Source organism: Bradyrhizobium oligotrophicum, assembly GCF_051168495.1.
GTDB lineage: Bacteria > Pseudomonadota > Alphaproteobacteria > Rhizobiales > Xanthobacteraceae > Bradyrhizobium > Bradyrhizobium oligotrophicum_A.
The window spans coordinates 227,644-243,361 of sequence record NZ_JBNPVB010000008.1; the positions used below are offsets into that span (position 1 = coordinate 227,644).

The 15,718-nt window shown below is 65.0% G+C and carries 9 protein-coding genes; 4 read left to right on the plus strand and 5 right to left on the minus strand.

Annotated elements, in window-relative coordinates; all coding sequences use genetic code 11:
• Positions 1-7: 7 nt before the first annotated feature.
• The 4 genes from ACQR1B_RS17765 to ACQR1B_RS17780 form a co-directional block, all read right to left on the minus strand.
• Positions 8-1,933 carry a hypothetical protein gene (locus ACQR1B_RS17765; protein WP_434834636.1) on the minus strand — a complete coding sequence of 642 codons (1,926 nt, stop codon included), beginning with the start codon at positions 1,931-1,933 and terminating at the stop codon, positions 8-10.
• A 722-nt stretch (positions 1,934-2,655) separates the two neighbouring features.
• Positions 2,656-3,948, minus strand: a complete 1,293-nt coding sequence (locus tag ACQR1B_RS17770; RefSeq protein ID WP_434834637.1) for a carbohydrate porin — start codon at positions 3,946-3,948, stop codon at positions 2,656-2,658.
• 78 nt (positions 3,949-4,026) lie between these two features.
• On the minus strand, positions 4,027-5,034 hold the full coding sequence (locus ACQR1B_RS17775) for a transporter (RefSeq protein WP_434834638.1): 1,008 nt from the start codon (positions 5,032-5,034) through the stop codon (positions 4,027-4,029).
• Position 5,035: 1 nt separating this feature from the next.
• Positions 5,036-6,664: an inorganic phosphate transporter gene (locus ACQR1B_RS17780; RefSeq protein WP_434834639.1), complete on the minus strand. Its 1,629-nt coding sequence runs from the start codon at positions 6,662-6,664 to the stop codon at positions 5,036-5,038.
• Positions 6,665-6,885: 221 nt separating this feature from the next.
• Between ACQR1B_RS17780 and ACQR1B_RS17785 the strand changes: the two genes are divergently transcribed.
• Genes ACQR1B_RS17785 through fabI form a run of 4 tightly spaced genes read left to right on the plus strand, consistent with a single transcriptional unit; the run spans position 6,886 to position 12,732 of the window.
• Positions 6,886-8,307, plus strand: a complete 1,422-nt coding sequence (locus ACQR1B_RS17785; protein ID WP_434834640.1) for a bifunctional enoyl-CoA hydratase/phosphate acetyltransferase — start codon at positions 6,886-6,888, stop codon at positions 8,305-8,307.
• Between the two features lie 3 nt (positions 8,308-8,310).
• Positions 8,311-9,528, plus strand: a complete 1,218-nt coding sequence (locus ACQR1B_RS17790) for an acetate/propionate family kinase (RefSeq protein ID WP_434834641.1) — start codon at positions 8,311-8,313, stop codon at positions 9,526-9,528.
• A 15-nt stretch (positions 9,529-9,543) separates the two neighbouring features.
• Entirely contained in the window at positions 9,544-11,898 is a 2,355-nt protein-coding gene (locus ACQR1B_RS17795; RefSeq protein ID WP_434834642.1) for a DUF3141 domain-containing protein, read from the plus strand.
• A gap of 12 nt (positions 11,899-11,910) precedes the next feature.
• The gene (gene fabI, locus ACQR1B_RS17800) at positions 11,911-12,732 is read left to right on the plus strand and encodes an enoyl-ACP reductase FabI (protein WP_434834643.1); all 822 of its coding nucleotides are present in this window, start codon (positions 11,911-11,913) and stop codon (positions 12,730-12,732) included.
• Between the two features lie 474 nt (positions 12,733-13,206).
• Here fabI and ACQR1B_RS17805 read toward each other — a convergent pair whose 3' ends face one another.
• The gene (locus ACQR1B_RS17805; RefSeq protein WP_434834644.1) at positions 13,207-15,645 is read right to left on the minus strand and encodes a TOTE conflict system archaeo-eukaryotic primase domain-containing protein; all 2,439 of its coding nucleotides are present in this window, start codon (positions 15,643-15,645) and stop codon (positions 13,207-13,209) included.
• Positions 15,646-15,718: the final 73 nt, after the last annotated feature.

Genomic DNA, 15,718 nt, shown 5'->3' on the forward strand with positions numbered 1-15,718 from the left:
TCATTCCTCACGCCGAGAGGTCACTCATCGTATAGCGCCGCAGCAGATGGCCGAAGCTCGCCAGGCAGTCAGTGGCGCGCTCGATCGCGCGCGCAAGCTCCAGCGCGGCGAGCGATGCGGTCACGTCGAGGCCGCCGGAAAACACCAGCGTCGTGATCTCGCGCTCCCTCGCATCCGCCTGATGCTCCGCATCCATCAGCCGCGCGACCGCCGCCAACGCATCCTCGGAGTCCGCGCGGCGCCCCTCCTGCACCTCGGCCGCGGCGGCGAGGCCGGCCGCGGCATGCTCGGTCGCAGTCACCCCAATGCCGGCGAGCGCCTGCAGCGCGGAGCTGATCTCGGGCTTCATCGGCGCCGGCGTCAGCGACGCAATGAACGCCGCCTGCTCCAGCTCGTCGATCGCCTGCTCGACGCGGTCGACCAGATCGCCGATCACCGCCCGCGCATTGAGCCGGGTGATCTCCGCACGCGCCTCGATCGCGATCCTGTCGGCCTTCTGCTCGATACGGCCGGCGCGCTCCGCGAGTTGCTTGACCGCCGCGGGATCAGGTTCGGTCATCGCCAGGGATTGCTGGACCAGCGCGGCAACGTCGCGCGCGAGGCCGATCTGCCGAAGCACCATCGCGAGCAAGGCGCTGTCGACGCGGTCGAGATGCCTGACGAGATCGGCCCCGATCCGGTCGCGCGCGAGCCGCGACGACTGTCCCTCCAGCAGCGCCTCGGTCGAGATCTGCAGGCAGGCCTTGAGGAAGCTGATGGCGGCCTCGCGCCCCAGCACCTGATCGAGCCGCTCACCGAAACCGATCCGGGTCGGCGCGGCGCTGCGCACGGCGGCGCCGAGCAGCTCGTTGCCGCCGAGCTCGAGGAAGCCGCGGTGGCCGATCCGCTGGCGCGCCGCCCATTCCAGGATGCGTACCGCATCGGTCTTGGCGACCCAGCTGCGCAGCAGCTTGCGGGCCTTGTTCCAGTCGATCAGGAACACCAGCGACGCTCCGATGGCGGCAAGCAGATCGTGGCGGTCGTCAGGCCCGCCATACTCGTGGGATCCCGTGACGAGATAGAACGTCCCCTCGTCCTCGAGCCCGGCGGCGGCATGCTTGTCGAGGCCGCTCCATTTCAGCGCGCGTCCGTCGAACAGCGACACGAAGAATTTTGCGCGAGCCAGGTGAATGTCGGTGTAGGTGATCGTCACCGTGCTCGCGGTGACGACGATGACGATGACATGCGCGTCGGTGGTGCCGATGTCGTTCTGGATCACCAGGCGATCGCCGGCGCGGATCGCGGTCGCATCGAGCCCGGGATGGTTGAACTTGAGCGGCCGGGTCTCGCCGAGCCCGCGCATGAAGCTTTCGATCGGCGCGCGATCCGCCTCCAGCACGCCGAACACATGAGCGCCGGCGATGACCTGCTCGGAATGGCTCGCGGCCAGACGGTTCAGCGCCTTGTGCAGGTCCATCACCAGCCGGTGCAGGCTGTCCGGCCCGTCATGATCGACCCCCGTCAACCGGCCGATGCGGGCGATCTCGATCTCCGGTGTCGCATCCAGATGCCCGGCGCTGCGGATCGAGGCCAGACGTCTGTCGAATTGCTGGCCGCTCGCCGTGTCGCCCGCGGCAACGGCGCTGATCATCGCGAGAATGTCGCTGTCGATGCCTTTCAGGAGCGGCGCGAGCCCGGGAGCCACGACCTTGTCGTCGCCGGCGAGATGGGCTCCGCCGATCAGCGTGACCAGGGCTGCGTGGGCAAGTCCGGCTGCGCGGCTTTCCAGCGTGAGATCGGGCACGTCGCCGCGCGGGTCTCTTGCATGTTGGACCGCGGCCTGCAACGCGCTGAGGCGAAGCTTGATGCGATCGTTGGCGGCCACCCCTTCGGCCACCAGACGTGGCAGGAGAATGTCGGCTTGTCCGAGCTCTTTGACGATTTCAGTCTTCATGGGCCCGTGTCATCATCCATGTCATCGTTACGCGACGCGTTGGTAGCAGCCGCAGATGAAGAGTGTTTGCGCTGGATCATTCACTGAATTGTCACATTCACAGCAGAGCGCACGTTATGCCATGCGTCGGGATGCACTGTTGCTGGGATGTCTTCAGTTTGGAACAAGGTGATGCGTTCTCGCGGCGGATGGAGCCCGAGCCATGCGTATCGCATACCCTCATGACATGCAGGAGGGCGCAGGGAATGCCGGGCGAAGGCCTCGCCCATGGCCCGCCTGCGAAAGAAAATGCAGGCGGCAGGTACCACAGGTTCAGCCGACACTCCGGCATTCCCTGCGCGACGGGCTTACGGCTGCTTCGCGATCTCCCCGGTGCGCCGGCTTGTTGGCCACCGTCGTCAGCGCCGCGCGTCGGTAGCGGCGCGAACTTGACCTCAGCTTCGGGAGGCCAGGACCACGCGACTTGACCGTCCGCAAATGCTCGTTCGTCCGCACGCCCGACGAGGACATGCTGCGAGCTCTCGCGGCCATCGCATCCCCGCCTCGCGTGTCGTGACGATCGCGCGCAACGCCCCTTCCGAATGAGGCGGGATGAGAGGACAAAACCACATCTTCCGGAAAAACGCAAGTCTATTTTTTATTTTCCGAACTCCATGACATTGCGCCCGGATCTGCGAGTTTCACGCCCGGAAGCGGCCGCCGCATCTTGCGAGCATCGGCCCTCAAAAGGCCGCGGTGGTGCGTACGCCGAACACGATTGCATCGCGGATGCGCCGTGTCTGGGTCGGATCGCTGGGGTCGACCGCGCCGCCGCCGGGATGCATGACATACTCGACGATCGGCTGGACTGCGACGTTGGGAGCGACCTGGAACGAGTAGCTCGCCTCGATGACGGCTTCGAAATCGCGGACCGGCGTCGCTATTCCGGTGAACAGCTGGAGATCCTGATCGTAGCGGCGGACGTCGCGCGAGATCCGCGCGTAGGTCGCGGCGACGCCGAACTTGTCGTCCGGCCGTGCCGCGCTGAAGCCGCTGAACTGGATGCCGCCATCGAGATAGAAGCTGATGAGGTTGCGGTCGGAAGGGCTGACCGACGTCCTGATGAACAGGCCGGCGCCCTTCGCAGGATCCAGGGGGCTGCGCATCAGGAGCTGCTCGAACACGCCGAACAGACCCTGATTGCGGCGCATGCGCGCCGGCTCGCCGGAGCTGAGCGGATCGGCCAGCGATCGGCCGGCGGCGTCGAGAGATTGGCTGTCGAACGAGCCGAAATGATACCAGGCGCCGGCTGCGATCGTGCCGGGCAAGGCTGTCGTACCGAGCTCGAAATTGTATCTGAGCTGGCCGATCACCCAGGGCGGGTCCTGCACGCGGAACAGGATGCCGTGCGGATTCTTGAGCTGAGGATCGCCGGGGCCTGGCGGCGCCGCATCGCCGTTGAACACCGCGAGATAGCCGACGAGCTTCTCCGTCAGCTGTGCCTTGAGCCGGACGCCGGGCACCGCGAGCGGCGGCGATGGCCCGCCGCTCGGCAGGATGATGCCGGTGATGCCCGGCCATCCCAGCGCCGAATTGGCGAACAGGTCGTCATATTTGCTGTCGATGAACTCCATGTCGGACGGCTGCTGGCCGACGCGGACCTGAAGCCTGCCGCCGAGCAGCGCCTGCTCGACCCAGAATTCGTAGAGCCGGCTGGCCGGCAGCGCCTCGACGCCGCTCACCAGCATCAGATTGCCGACATAGCTGCGCGACAGGCCGTCGCCGTGGATCTGGAAGGCGTTGGCGTGGAAGGTCGCGCCGCCCCAGCCGACCAGCTTCTCCAGGTCAATGGTCGTGCCGACATCGAGCCGCCCGGTATAGATAGCGCCGTTGCGGACGCCGCCGACCGGGTTGGCGAAGGTCTCGCCGATATAGGTCAGGTTGAACTGGATGCCCCAAGCAGCGAGCCGCTGCCGCAGATCCTGTTGCCCCGTCGCGGTAGCTCGATCGTCGGCCCGGGCCCCGGACCACAGCATGCAGGCTGCAAGCAATGCAACCGCAAACGACGAGACCCGCACTCTGACCGACGCTCCAAAAGCCACGCGACGCCCGCACTATCTGATCAGGCCGATGCGCTTCATCAAGACATACGAGCCGAGCGCGGCGAGCGCCATCAGCACAACGGCAGAGATGAAGCCGGTCTCGGAGTCCGTGAACGGCAATCCCTTGGTGTTCATGCCGAAGATGCCGGTCACCAGCGTGGGCGGCAGCAGCAGCGCGGTCAGCACCGACAGAACCCGGAGGCTGTTGTTGGTCTGCTCCTCCATCTGCAGATGGAGCTCCTCCTGCAGCAGGCGGCTGCGGTCGCGCAGCTCGACGACCATGTGGTCGAGCCCGTCGAGCCGCTCGGCGAGATTGCGGGCTCGCACCTGCAAGGCCGGCCTGATGTCGGCCGGCGCGTTGCGGTCGAAACGATGCAGCACGACGCGCAGCTCCGACAGATGCCGGTGCACTCTGATGCAGGTGCGGCGGAGGCGGCCGAGCGCGGGAAGCTGGTTGCCCCCCTCCTCGGACAGCAGCTTCTCCTCGATCTCGTCGAGTTGCTGCTCGAAGCCATCGACGATGTGCTCCATCGCCTCGGCGACATTTTCCACGATGCGCTCGAACAGCACGGCTGCGCTGGGGACGCGCTGGCCGGATTCCAGCGCCCGCCGCGTGACATCGACCGCATGCAAGGCATGATGGCGTCCGCTGACCAAGAGACGCTCGGTCATGACGAAGCGCAGCCGCCCCGCCTCCTCCGTCGATCCGCCGATGTCGCGCGCGAGATCGGCGATCACGCCGTGCACGCAGTCCTCGGTGCCATGCAGCTGCTGAAAGCTGTCCTTCGACAGCAACAGGTCGCGCGCGGCCGGCGGCAGCTCGGCATGGCCAAGCCACTGCACGGCGCGCGCATCGGCCAGATTGAAGTGCAGCCAATACCAGCTGTCGTGATCGAGATGAAACGGCTGGTCGTTGGCGAGCGGCTGGGGCGTGCCGTCCGCGGTGAAGCGGAAGGCCCACACCAGCCCCTCCAGCGGCGGCGCCGTCACAGCTGCAAGCGCCGCCCGGTCAGCGCGCATCTTAGAAGATCCGGCTGAAGATCACGTAGAGCGAGCCCGACAGCAGGATCGCCGCCGGCAGGGTCAGCACCCAGGCCATCAGCAGGTTGCGGACGGTTGACATCTGCAGGCCGGAGCCGTTGGCCGCCATGGTGCCGGCGACGCCGGACGACAGCACGTGGGTGGTCGACACCGGCAGGCCGAACACGTCGGCGGCGCCGATCGTGGCGGCGGCGACCAGCTCGGCCGACGCGCCTTGCGCATAGGTCAGATGCGACTTGCCGATCTTCTCGCCGACGGTGACCACGATGCGCTTCCAGCCGATCATCGTGCCGAGGCCCAGCGCGATCGCGACGGCGATCTTGACCCAGGTCGGGATGAACTTGGTGGCGCTGTCGAGCGAGCCCTTGTAGGCGTTCAGGGTCGCGACCTCGTCCTTGTTGAGGTCGTTTTCCTTGTCCTTCATCAGGAAGCGGATGGCCTCCGACGCCAGGTACATGTCGTTGCGGGTGTTGCCAACCGCTTCGGCCGGCACCTTGTTCAGCGAACCGTAGGTGCGAACCTGCTCGCCGACATCCTTCACCAGCACGGCGAGCGAGGGATAGGTGCCCTCGTTGATCTTGCGCTGGGAGACGTAGAGCGTCACGGCCGGGCGCGGATCGCCAATCACGTTGTAGCCGGCGGCCTTGGCGGCGATCACCTTGGACGCGGCCTGCGAAGTCTCCTGGAATTTGGCGATGTGCGATTCCGGCAGCGTGCGGTTGAGCGCATAGGCGGTCGGCACCGTGCCGATCAGGATCAGCATGATCAGGCCCATGCCCTTCTGACCGTCGTTCGAACCATGCGCGAAGGACACGCCTGTGCAGGTCAGGATCAAGAGGCCGCGGATCCAGATCGGCGGCGGCTTTGGGCCATCGGGAGCGGCGTAGAGCGCCGGGTTGCGGACCAGGAATTTGAGGATGTAGAGCAGCGCGGCGGCGCAGATGAAGCCGACCAGCGGCGACAGCAACAGCGCGTAGCCGATCTCGGTTGCCTTGCTCCAGTCCACTCCCGAGGTGCCGTCGCGGCCGCGCAGCAGCGCGTTGGCGACGCCGACGCCGATGATCGAGCCGATCAGTGTGTGCGAGGACGACGCCGGCAGGCCGAAATACCAGGTACCGAGATTCCACACGATGGCGGCGATCAAGAGCGCGAACACCATCGCGAAGCCGGCGCTCGAGCCGACCTGCAGTATCAGCTCCACCGGCAGCAGCGAGACGATGCCGAACGCGACGGCGCCGGTCGACAGCAGCACGCCGAGGAAGTTGAAGAAGCCGGACCACATCACGGCGAATTCGGCCGGCATCGAGTGGGTGTAGATCACGGTCGCCACCGCGTTGGCGGTGTCATGGAAACCGTTGACGAATTCGAAGCCGAGCGCAATCAGCAGCGCGATGAACAGCAGCATGTAAGGCAGATAGGTCGTGACCTTCACGCCGGTGGCGTCCACATCGACATAGATGCTGTAGGCGACGAACAACAATCCGGCGGCGAGGATGCCGAGGAAGAGGATCATCGTCAGCGGGTTGAAGCCCTTGTCGAGATTGGGCCGCCCGGCCGGCTGGATCGGCCGCTCGTCTCCGACGGCTTGGTTGACAGTAATATCGGCCATTTGGCTCTCCCCGTGACCCCACAACTAGGAAGCCCGATTTTGGAGCGCGGATGCGAAGCGCAGATGACAAGCGGTCGCACCCCGGCTGAAAACGATTGACAATGGAGGTAGTCAATCAGCCGTCACGCTCGCGTCCTATAGCTGATGCACCGCAGCACGCGTATGCCTCGCTCAATCAAAGGGGCGCAGCGAGGATGCGAATTTCGGCAATGGAGCGCGAAATGAGCCCGACCGTCCGCAACAAGACTTGGGCTGAGCTCAAGGTCGGTGACAGCGCAGCCATCGAGCGCAAATGCGCGGTTCAGGACCTGATCCTGTTTGCCCATGTTTCAGGCAACACCAACCCGCTGATGGTGCCCGACGGCAGCGTCAATCATGGCGCGAAAGACGTCGTTGCGCCGTCGATGTGGGTCGGGTCGCTGATTTCGGCGGTGCTCGGCAACGTCATGCCCGGCCCCGGCACCTTGTATCGCTCGCAATCGCTCGAATTCAAGAAGCGTGTGCATGTCGGCGATCGCCTGCGCATCACCGTGACCTGTAGTGAGAAGCGCGAGCAGCCGGTGGCGGTGTTTCGCGCCGAGATCACCGATCAGGGTGGCGATCTCGTGTGCGCTGGACTTGCCGAGATCGACGCGCCGATGATCGCGATCGAGACGCCTGTCCGTGAGCTGCCGGCGCTGATCGTCGATCATGCCGATCATTTTGCGAAGCTGGTCGGTCTCGCCGCGCAGCTGCCGCCGCTCAAGACCGTCATCGTCTGCCCCGAGGATCACAACTCGCTCGGCGGCGCCCTGCTCTCCACCGAACGCGGCCTGATCCATCCGGTGCTGATCGGCGATCCCGACCGCATCTCGGCGGCGGCGCGCGAGATCGACGCCGACATCAGCGGCTGGGCGCTGGTGCCCGAGACCGATCACCGGGCCGCGGCCGCCCGCGCGGTGGCGATGATTCTCGACGGCGAAGCCAGCGCGATCATGAAGGGCGCGATCCATTCCGACGAGCTGCTCGCGGCAATCGTGAAGAAGGATGGCGGCTTGCGCACCAACAGCCGGATCAGCCACGTCTTCGCGATGGACGTTCCCACCCTCGACGAAATCCTGTTCATCTCCGACGCCGCGATCAACATCGCGCCGGATCTGCTCGCCAAGGTCGACATCATCCAGAATGCGATCGATGTCGCGCGGGCCTGCGGGCTCGATCGTCCCAGAGTCGGCGTGCTCTCGGCGGTCGAGACCATCAACCCGAACATTCCCTCGACCTTGGACGCTGCGGTGCTGTCCAAAATGGCCGAGCGCGGCCAGATCAAGGGCGGCATCGTCGATGGTCCGCTGGCGATGGACAACGCCATCGATATGGAGGCCGCGAGGACCAAGGGCATCGCCTCGCTGGTTGCCGGTCATGCGAATGTGCTGATCGTGCCGAACCTCGAGGCCGGGAACATGCTGGCCAAGGAGCTGACCTTCGTCGCGCGCGCTGAAGCGGCGGGACTGGTCGTCGGCGCGCGCGTGCCGATCATGCTGACCAGCCGGGCCGACAATGACCGCGCGCGGCTCGCATCGTGCGCGCTGGCGCAGCTCTACGATCACTGGCGCCGCGAGGGCCGCGCGTTCGTCGCGCCGGCGCAGGCGCTTGCGGCAGAGTAGACGATGACTGAAATCATCCTGACCATCAACGCCGGCTCGTCGTCGATCAAGTTTGCGGCCTATGAGATCGTAGCAGCCGCGCTGCGACCGGTCGCCAGGGGCCATATCGACGACATCGGCGACGACACGATCTTTACCGCCGGTCCGGCTGACGGCCCGTTCGAGCGGCAGCCGATCGATGCGCGCAGGGGCGCGATCGATCACCGCGCCGCGTTGGAGCTGGCGGTCGATTGGCTCCGCCGCCACGAGGGCGGCTGCCATGTCGTGGCCGTCGGCCACCGCGTCGTGCATGGCGGGCCGGATAATGCCCAGCCAGTCGTGATCGACGACGACACCGTGCAGCGGCTGCGGAAATTTGTGCCTTTGGCGCCGCTGCACCAGCCGCACAATCTCGCCGGGATCGCCGCGGCGCTGCATGCATTTCCCGACGCGGCGCAGGTCGCCTGCTTCGACACGGCGTTCCACCGCCAGCATCCGTTCATCGCCGATACGTTCGGATTGCCGCGGCGGCTCTATGACGAAGGCGTACGCCGCTACGGCTTTCACGGACTGTCCTACGAATTCGTCTCGCGACGGCTGCGCAGCGTGGCGCCCGCGCTGGCATCGGGACGCGTGATCATCGCCCATCTCGGCAACGGCGCCTCGGTCTGCGCGCTGCGCGACGGCCGCTCGATCGCCTCCACGATGGGCTTCACCGCACTCGACGGCCTGCCGATGGGCACGCGCTGCGGCCAGCTCGATCCCGGCGTCGTGCTATATCTGCTGACCGAGAAGGGCATGAGCGCCGACGAGATCACGCATCTGCTCTATCACGATTCCGGATTGACGGGCCTGTCGGGCCTCTCCAACGACATGCGCGAGCTCGAGGCCTCCGATGCGCCGGAGGCGCGCGAGGCGATCGACTATTTCGTTGCGCGAGTGCGCCGCGAAATCGCTGGGCTCGCGGCGACCATCGGCGGCGTCGACGCCATCGTGTTCGCCGGCGGCATCGGCGAGCACGCCTGGCGCGTGCGCGAGCAGATCCTCGGCGACATGGACTGGCTCGGCATCATCATCGATCGCGACGCCAATGCGCGGAACGCGCAGACGGTGAGCCTGTCGGACTCCCACGTGACCGTACTCGTCATTCCGACCGACGAAGATTGCATGATCGCCGAACACACCGCCGAGATCCTGGGGCTGATGCAGAGCCCTGCGGACCCGATGCGCCTGACAGCCTGACCAAAGGGACCACCAATGTCTTCTCCCTACAGCCCCGCCACCGCCCTCGCCCGCAGCTTCGGCGCCGCCGAGATCACCACGACCCAGACGCAGCGCATCTCGCACAGCGCGAGCCGACATCTGGAGCGCTTCGCTCACGAGCATGGCAAGCGGGTGCAGGAGCTGATCAGCGACGGCGCCGCGCTGGCGCAGTCGTTCAGCACCGCTCAGCAGCATCTGTTCGAGCTTGCCCGTGACTACTGGATCGATGCCGGCCAGCGCATGGTGATGACCTTGGACGTGCTCCGCGAGCGCGCCGACAACGATGCGCAGCACGAGGCGGCGGGCACGCCGCCGGTGCTGATCTACGACCACGAGGTCGCGCTCGACGGCAAGAGCCTCGCCCGGCCGGTCAACTACATGCTTTTGAAGGTCCTGCCGCCGGCGGGCGTCGTCACCTATGAGTGGAAGCGGCCCTATGTGATCATCGATCCGCGCGCCGGCCATGGCGCGGGCATCGGCGGCTTCAAGCAGGACAGCCAGGTCGGCGTCGCGCTGCATGGCGGCCATCCGGTCTACTTCATCGTGTTCCGGCCGCATCCCGAGCCCAGCCAGACGCTGGCGGACGTGATGCGTGCGGAGGCGGAATTCATCGCCGAGGTGCATCGCCGGCATCCCGAGGCGCCGAAGCCGATCATCGTCGGAAATTGCCAGGGCGGCTGGGCGACGCTGGTGCTGGCCGCGGCCAATCCCGACATCACCGGTCCGCTCGTCGTCAACGGCGCGCCGGTCGCCTATTGGTCGGGACGGCTCGGCGAGAACCCCATGCGGTACAATGGCGGCCTGCTCGGCGGCATCCTGCCGGCGCTTGTGCTGTCCGATCTCGGCGGCGGCGAGTTCGACGGCGTGCATCTCGTCTCGAACTTCGAGATGCTCAATCCCGGCCGTAACTATTTCGGCAAGTATTTCGATCTCTACACCAACCCCGAAAAGGGCCGCGCCAGCTTCCTCGAATTCGAGCGCTGGTGGGGCGGCTTCCATTTCATGAACGAGCAGGAGATCCGCTGGATCGTCGAGCAGCTGTTCATCGGCAACCGGCTGTCGCGCGGCGAGGCGCGCATCGAACGCGGCCGCCAGCTCGATCTCAAGGCGATCCGCTCGCCGATCATCGTGTTCGCGAGCTGGGGCGATAACATCACCCCGCCGCAGCAGGCGCTGAACTGGATCGTCGACACCTATGCCGACGAGCACGAGATCCGCATCCGCGGCCAGCGCATCGTCTACATGGTGCACGACAAGGTCGGACATCTCGGCATCTTCGTGTCGTCCTCCATCGCCAGGAAGGAGCACACCGAGGTAGCCTCGACGATGAAGACGATCGAGGCGCTGGCGCCCGGACTCTACGAGATGACGATCGACGAGCAGATCGGCGATGGCGTCGACGCGCGCTTTCACGTCTCTTTCCACGAGCGCAAGATCGTGGACATCCTCGCGATCGACGACAATGACCGCAGCGAGGAGCGCGGCTTTGCCGCGGTGGCGCGGCTGTCCGAGCTCGGCGCCGAGCTGTACGACCTCACCGCGCGGCCACTGGTGCAGTCGATGGTGACCGACGAGATGGCGAAGCTGATGCGCGATGCCCATCCGGCGCGCGTCACGCGGCGCGGCTTCGGCGGCGACAACGCCGTGACCCAGGCGGTCCGCAAGGCGGCCGACGAGGCGCGCACGTGTCGGACACCGGCAGCGCCCACCAATCCGTTCCTTGCGATCGAGCAGCTATGGGCCAAGAGCGTGGTGCAGGCATTCGACGTGGTCCGCGACATCCGCGACACGTTCTATGAAGCGGCATTCCTGTCGATCTACGGCTCGCCATGGATGGACGCGATCGCCTCGACCCATGCCTTCCAGCGCGTCCGCCGCGAGCCGAAGGAGCTGCGCTTCCTGCCCGAGGCGCAGGCGATCCTGCTGGGTATTGATCGGGGCGGCTTCGAGGAGGCGGTGATCCGGATGCTGATCCTGCTCGCGGAGTCGCGCGGCTCGGTGCGCCGCGACCGGCTGGAGCGCTCCGCCAAGGTGCTGACCAAGGACGAGCCGTTCGCCTCCCTCGGCGCCGAGCACCGTGCCGCACTGATCCGCGAGCAGTCGATCATCGTCGAGTTCGAGCCCGAGCAGGCGGTCAAGACGCTGGCCGAGCTGCTGCCCGAGGTCGACGACCGCAACCGTGCCATCGACGTCGTCGAGTTCATCGCGGGCAGCGTCGAGGACATGGAGCCGAACACCATCCGTACCCTGCAGCGGCTGCGCGAGGCGCTCGGCCTGCCGCCGCTGGCACTCGCCGCTGTCTCGGCCGATCCGCTGAAGGAGAACGGCGCGATCCGCGACGTCGCCTGACAGGAGGACGCGATGTCCGAGACTGCGCACGACCCGCTGGCGACCGTGTGGAATCCCGACGACCGGATCAGCGACATGCTCCAGGGCCTGCGCGGTCTCGTCATCGGCGTCGCCAACGAAAGCTCGATCGCCTTCGGCTGCGCCGCCAAGCTGCGCGCCTTTGGCGCCGAGGTGGCGCTGACCTATGCCGACGCCCGCACCCGCGATTTCGTTGCGCCGCTCGCGGAACAGATCGGTGCCAGCATGCTGCTGCCGTTCAACGTCGAGCAGCCGGGCGAGCTCGAGGCGGTGTTCGCGCGCATCAAGCACGACTGGGGCCGGCTCGATTTCGTCGTGCATTCGATCGCCTTCGCGCCGAAAGACGACCTGCACGGACGCGTCATCGACTGCTCCGCCGACGGCTTCGCCCGCGCAATGCGGATCTCCGTCTATTCGTTCCTGGAGCTCGCCCGCGCCGCCGAGCCGCTGATGACCAGCGGTGGCGCGCTGCTGACGATGAGCTACTACGGTGCTGACAAGGTCGTGAGCAACTACAACGTCATGGGCCTTGCCAAAGCCTCGCTGCAGGCCGCCGTGCGCTATCTCTCGGCCGAGCTCGGCGACAAGAACATCCGCGTCTACGCCGTCTCACCCGGCCCATTGCGCACCCGCGCCGCCAGCGGCATTGCCCATTTCGATGAGCTGATCGAAGCCGCCCTGTCCCGCAGCCCCGGCCATCGTCTGGTTGACATCGCCGAGATAGGCCGCGTCGTCGCCTTCCTGGTCGGCGGCGGCGCGTCCGGCATGACCGGCGACACGATTTACGTGGACGCCGGCCTGCATAATGTGGCCTGAGGTCGGACTGCCCCGAACATCTGCCGCCGCCGGCGGACCTGCTGGGCCGCGAGAAATCTGCCCTCCGAATGGCGGAATGAAGATCTGCTGCCTCGGGCAGTAATGCGGCATAGCAAGCTCAGTATGCTAGACGCGAGAAGATCGAACCTTAGCTGGCTACATCAGGGTTGCCAGCCTGAACGTCGAGCTGCGCCTCAGCCGCACCTGTTTCGCACCAGAAACGAAGCGGTCAAACCGTCACGAATGCGGTTAAGATTGAACAAAACAAAGCAAAATCAACAAATCTGAACAATATACCACCGCTCATAACGGTCTGGTTGCAGGTTCGAGTCCTGCCGGGCCCACCATACCCCTGGATACAAATTTTAGAAGCGCGGCCTGCCGACGGTCGCAAAATCGGAGAGCGTAGCGAGGATAAGGATAGGCCGGCGAAGGTGCGGCGACCATTGCCCCCTTCTGATAAGGCCGCGATGTTCATGAGATGGGCAACTTCGCTGAAGCGCCAGACGACGTCGGGTCCTTATCGATCCAGTAGCCAAGGCTCCTGTAACCCCTGAACCGCTTTTCGCTCATTCGCTTAAGCACGGGCACCGCTTCATCGACGTAGTCATAGACAGTGACCTCGCGCTTGGTCACATAGGACCGATGCAGGCGCCCGACATATTGTTCGAGCGTTCCCCTCCATGAGATCGGCATCACCAGAAACAGCGTATCGAGCCGGGCGTCGTCAAATCCTTCCCCCAGATATCGCCCCGTGGCAATCAGCACGCGTTCGTCGGTCGCGGAAACATCGCTGATCCGCTGCATCGCGGCTCGCCTCTGCCTAGCTCCCACGCCGCCCGTCAAGACGATGACATTGCGCGCGAAACGAGCAATCTTCTCAGCCAAGAGCAACGCGTGATCCCTGCGCTCGGTGAGGATAACAGGAGAGCGTTTGTCCTCCAGTGCCTGCAAGACATCGTTGAAGATCAAAGCGTTACGAGCCTCGTCTGCCGCAAGGGCGGCGTAAACCTGCTGAATCGGTTGACGCTCCTGCTCAGGCGCAGCAGGAAGTGCAAAAGACGTCCTACGCGGCACTACTCGGTGGCTGAATGGACGCTCCGCAACCTGGGATCTTGCATCAACGCGGAAACGTATCGGACCACATTGCATGAAGATGATGGGGTGATGACCGTCCTTCCGGGTTACGGTCGCGGAGAGGCCCAGGACAAACCTTGCTTTCGCGCGGCGCGCCACAGCCTCGAAGCTGACGGCCGAAAGATGATGGCATTCGTCAACAATCAGTTGGCCGTATTCGGCGACGAGATCATCCACAATGCCACTACGTGTGAGGCTTTGAATGGTAGCGATGTCGACGATGCCCGTCGGCTTGCGCGCGCCCCCGCCAATCTGGCCGATGCTGTCGGCCGGCAAGCGGAGAAAGCTTTGCAGACGCGAAGCCCACTGCTCCATAAGCTGGCGACGATGCACCAGGATGAGCGTACTGACCCGACGTACGGCAACGATCGCCGCAGCCACGACTGTTTTACCGAATCCGGTGGTTGCTGCCAGCACGCCATTGTCGTGCAGTAGCAGTGCCGAGGCTGCTTCTTGCTGTTCCTTTGTCAAAGTTCCAAGGAAACGAGCATCAATGCCATGACCGCCGTTCCGCTCATCGCGCCAGCGCAATTCTACATTCAGGCCGGACGTCAGCGCCTCGACTTCCTCCCGACAGCCGCGCGGCAAAGCGATATGCTGCGAGAGCAATTCGGCGCATGCCACAATTCGCGGAATCCCGAACGTCGAAAGCCGCATGGCTTGAGCACTGTAGAACGCTGGGTTTTGAAAGGCAGCGAGCCGCACGATCCGATTGACGAGCCCGGAGGGAAGTCCTTCGCGCTGGATATAGATCTGATCGGCCAGCACGGCCTCGATACGCGTGGGCAACGGTCCAGCAATGGAGGCCTCCGGCCTGCGGCGGGAAGGCGGCGCGGCCCAGGGCTCATCGTCCTCTGCATCCAAGGGCAGACGCAATCCCGTGACACGTCCCTGCCGCCCGGCCTCTTCGGCAACGGCTGTTGCCTCTGCAAGGGTGATTCGCCTGACCGTCGCAAGGAAGGCCCATTGATCGGTATGAGGCTCGAAATGCGCTTCGTCGAGAAAGAGACTATTACATTCCGAGCGCGGACCATGTTGCAAGGGAAGCGCTATCAAGTTGCCGAAGCCGCCCGCTGGCATGCTGTCCTGACTTGGAAAGAAGCGGTCGTACGACGAAAAGCCGATGTCGGGATTGCGCTCCATCGCCTCCGTAATCAGGTGCGCCCCTAACCGACGCGCGATCGTTGCCGGAACTGGCTCAACAAAGAAAACCCACACATGGGCTCCTTGCCCGGAACGCGAACGCTCAAGCGCCGCGGGAATGCCGCGCGCCGCGCACGCCTGCAGGAAAGCAGCCGAGTCGTTAATCCACGTCGCTTGGTCGAAATCGACAGCCAAAAACCAGCAAGTGTCGTCCAACAGGAGGGGATAGACACCAACGGTATGGTGTCCGCGCAGATGTCCACCGATCACGTCATCTGATACGGAGAGAAAGGCACTGTGCGGACATTCGCCGCACTTCACTTTCGGCTTGCCACAGATACGTGGCGTCCATTCATTGGCGCAGGCTGGTGCATAGCCTGCTTTGCCAGTCTTTGTATTCTCCCAACGCTTGGGGAACACATCATCTCGGCCTCGAAAGAGCGAACGAAACAAAGCTATCTTGGCCGCGGGACTCGATGCGTTGGTTACAGACGGGGCGCCGGCCGCAGGCAGGCTGGTCCGGGGTTCCTTAGTGGAGAGCAACCTCTCAAGATCTGCCTGAAGTTCGGCCTTTTCAAATTCGAGCCGAGCCAACCGCTCGCGGACCGCTGCAATTTCACGGCCGCGCGCCATACCCCCAAGAGGATCTGACCGGTCTTGCGTCACTTTGGCTTCCCCGGTTACCTATTCTATCGCCAATCTCCAA

Excerpts from the sequence above, each read along its gene's own strand:
- ACQR1B_RS17765 (WP_434834636.1), bottom strand. The coding sequence starts at position 1,933 with ATGAAGACTGAAATCGTCAAAGAGCTCGGACAAGCCGACATTCTCCTG.
- ACQR1B_RS17770 (WP_434834637.1), bottom strand. The coding sequence starts at position 3,948 with ATGCTGTGGTCCGGGGCCCGGGCCGACGATCGAGCTACCGCGACGGGG.
- ACQR1B_RS17775 (WP_434834638.1), bottom strand. The coding sequence starts at position 5,034 with ATGCGCGCTGACCGGGCGGCGCTTGCAGCTGTGACGGCGCCGCCGCTG.
- ACQR1B_RS17780 (WP_434834639.1), bottom strand. The coding sequence starts at position 6,664 with ATGGCCGATATTACTGTCAACCAAGCCGTCGGAGACGAGCGGCCGATC.
- ACQR1B_RS17785 (WP_434834640.1), top strand. The coding sequence starts at position 6,886 with ATGAGCCCGACCGTCCGCAACAAGACTTGGGCTGAGCTCAAGGTCGGT.
- ACQR1B_RS17790 (WP_434834641.1), top strand. The coding sequence starts at position 8,311 with ATGACTGAAATCATCCTGACCATCAACGCCGGCTCGTCGTCGATCAAG.
- ACQR1B_RS17795 (WP_434834642.1), top strand. The coding sequence starts at position 9,544 with ATGTCTTCTCCCTACAGCCCCGCCACCGCCCTCGCCCGCAGCTTCGGC.
- fabI (WP_434834643.1), top strand. The coding sequence starts at position 11,911 with ATGTCCGAGACTGCGCACGACCCGCTGGCGACCGTGTGGAATCCCGAC.
- ACQR1B_RS17805 (WP_434834644.1), bottom strand. The coding sequence starts at position 15,645 with ATGGCGCGCGGCCGTGAAATTGCAGCGGTCCGCGAGCGGTTGGCTCGG.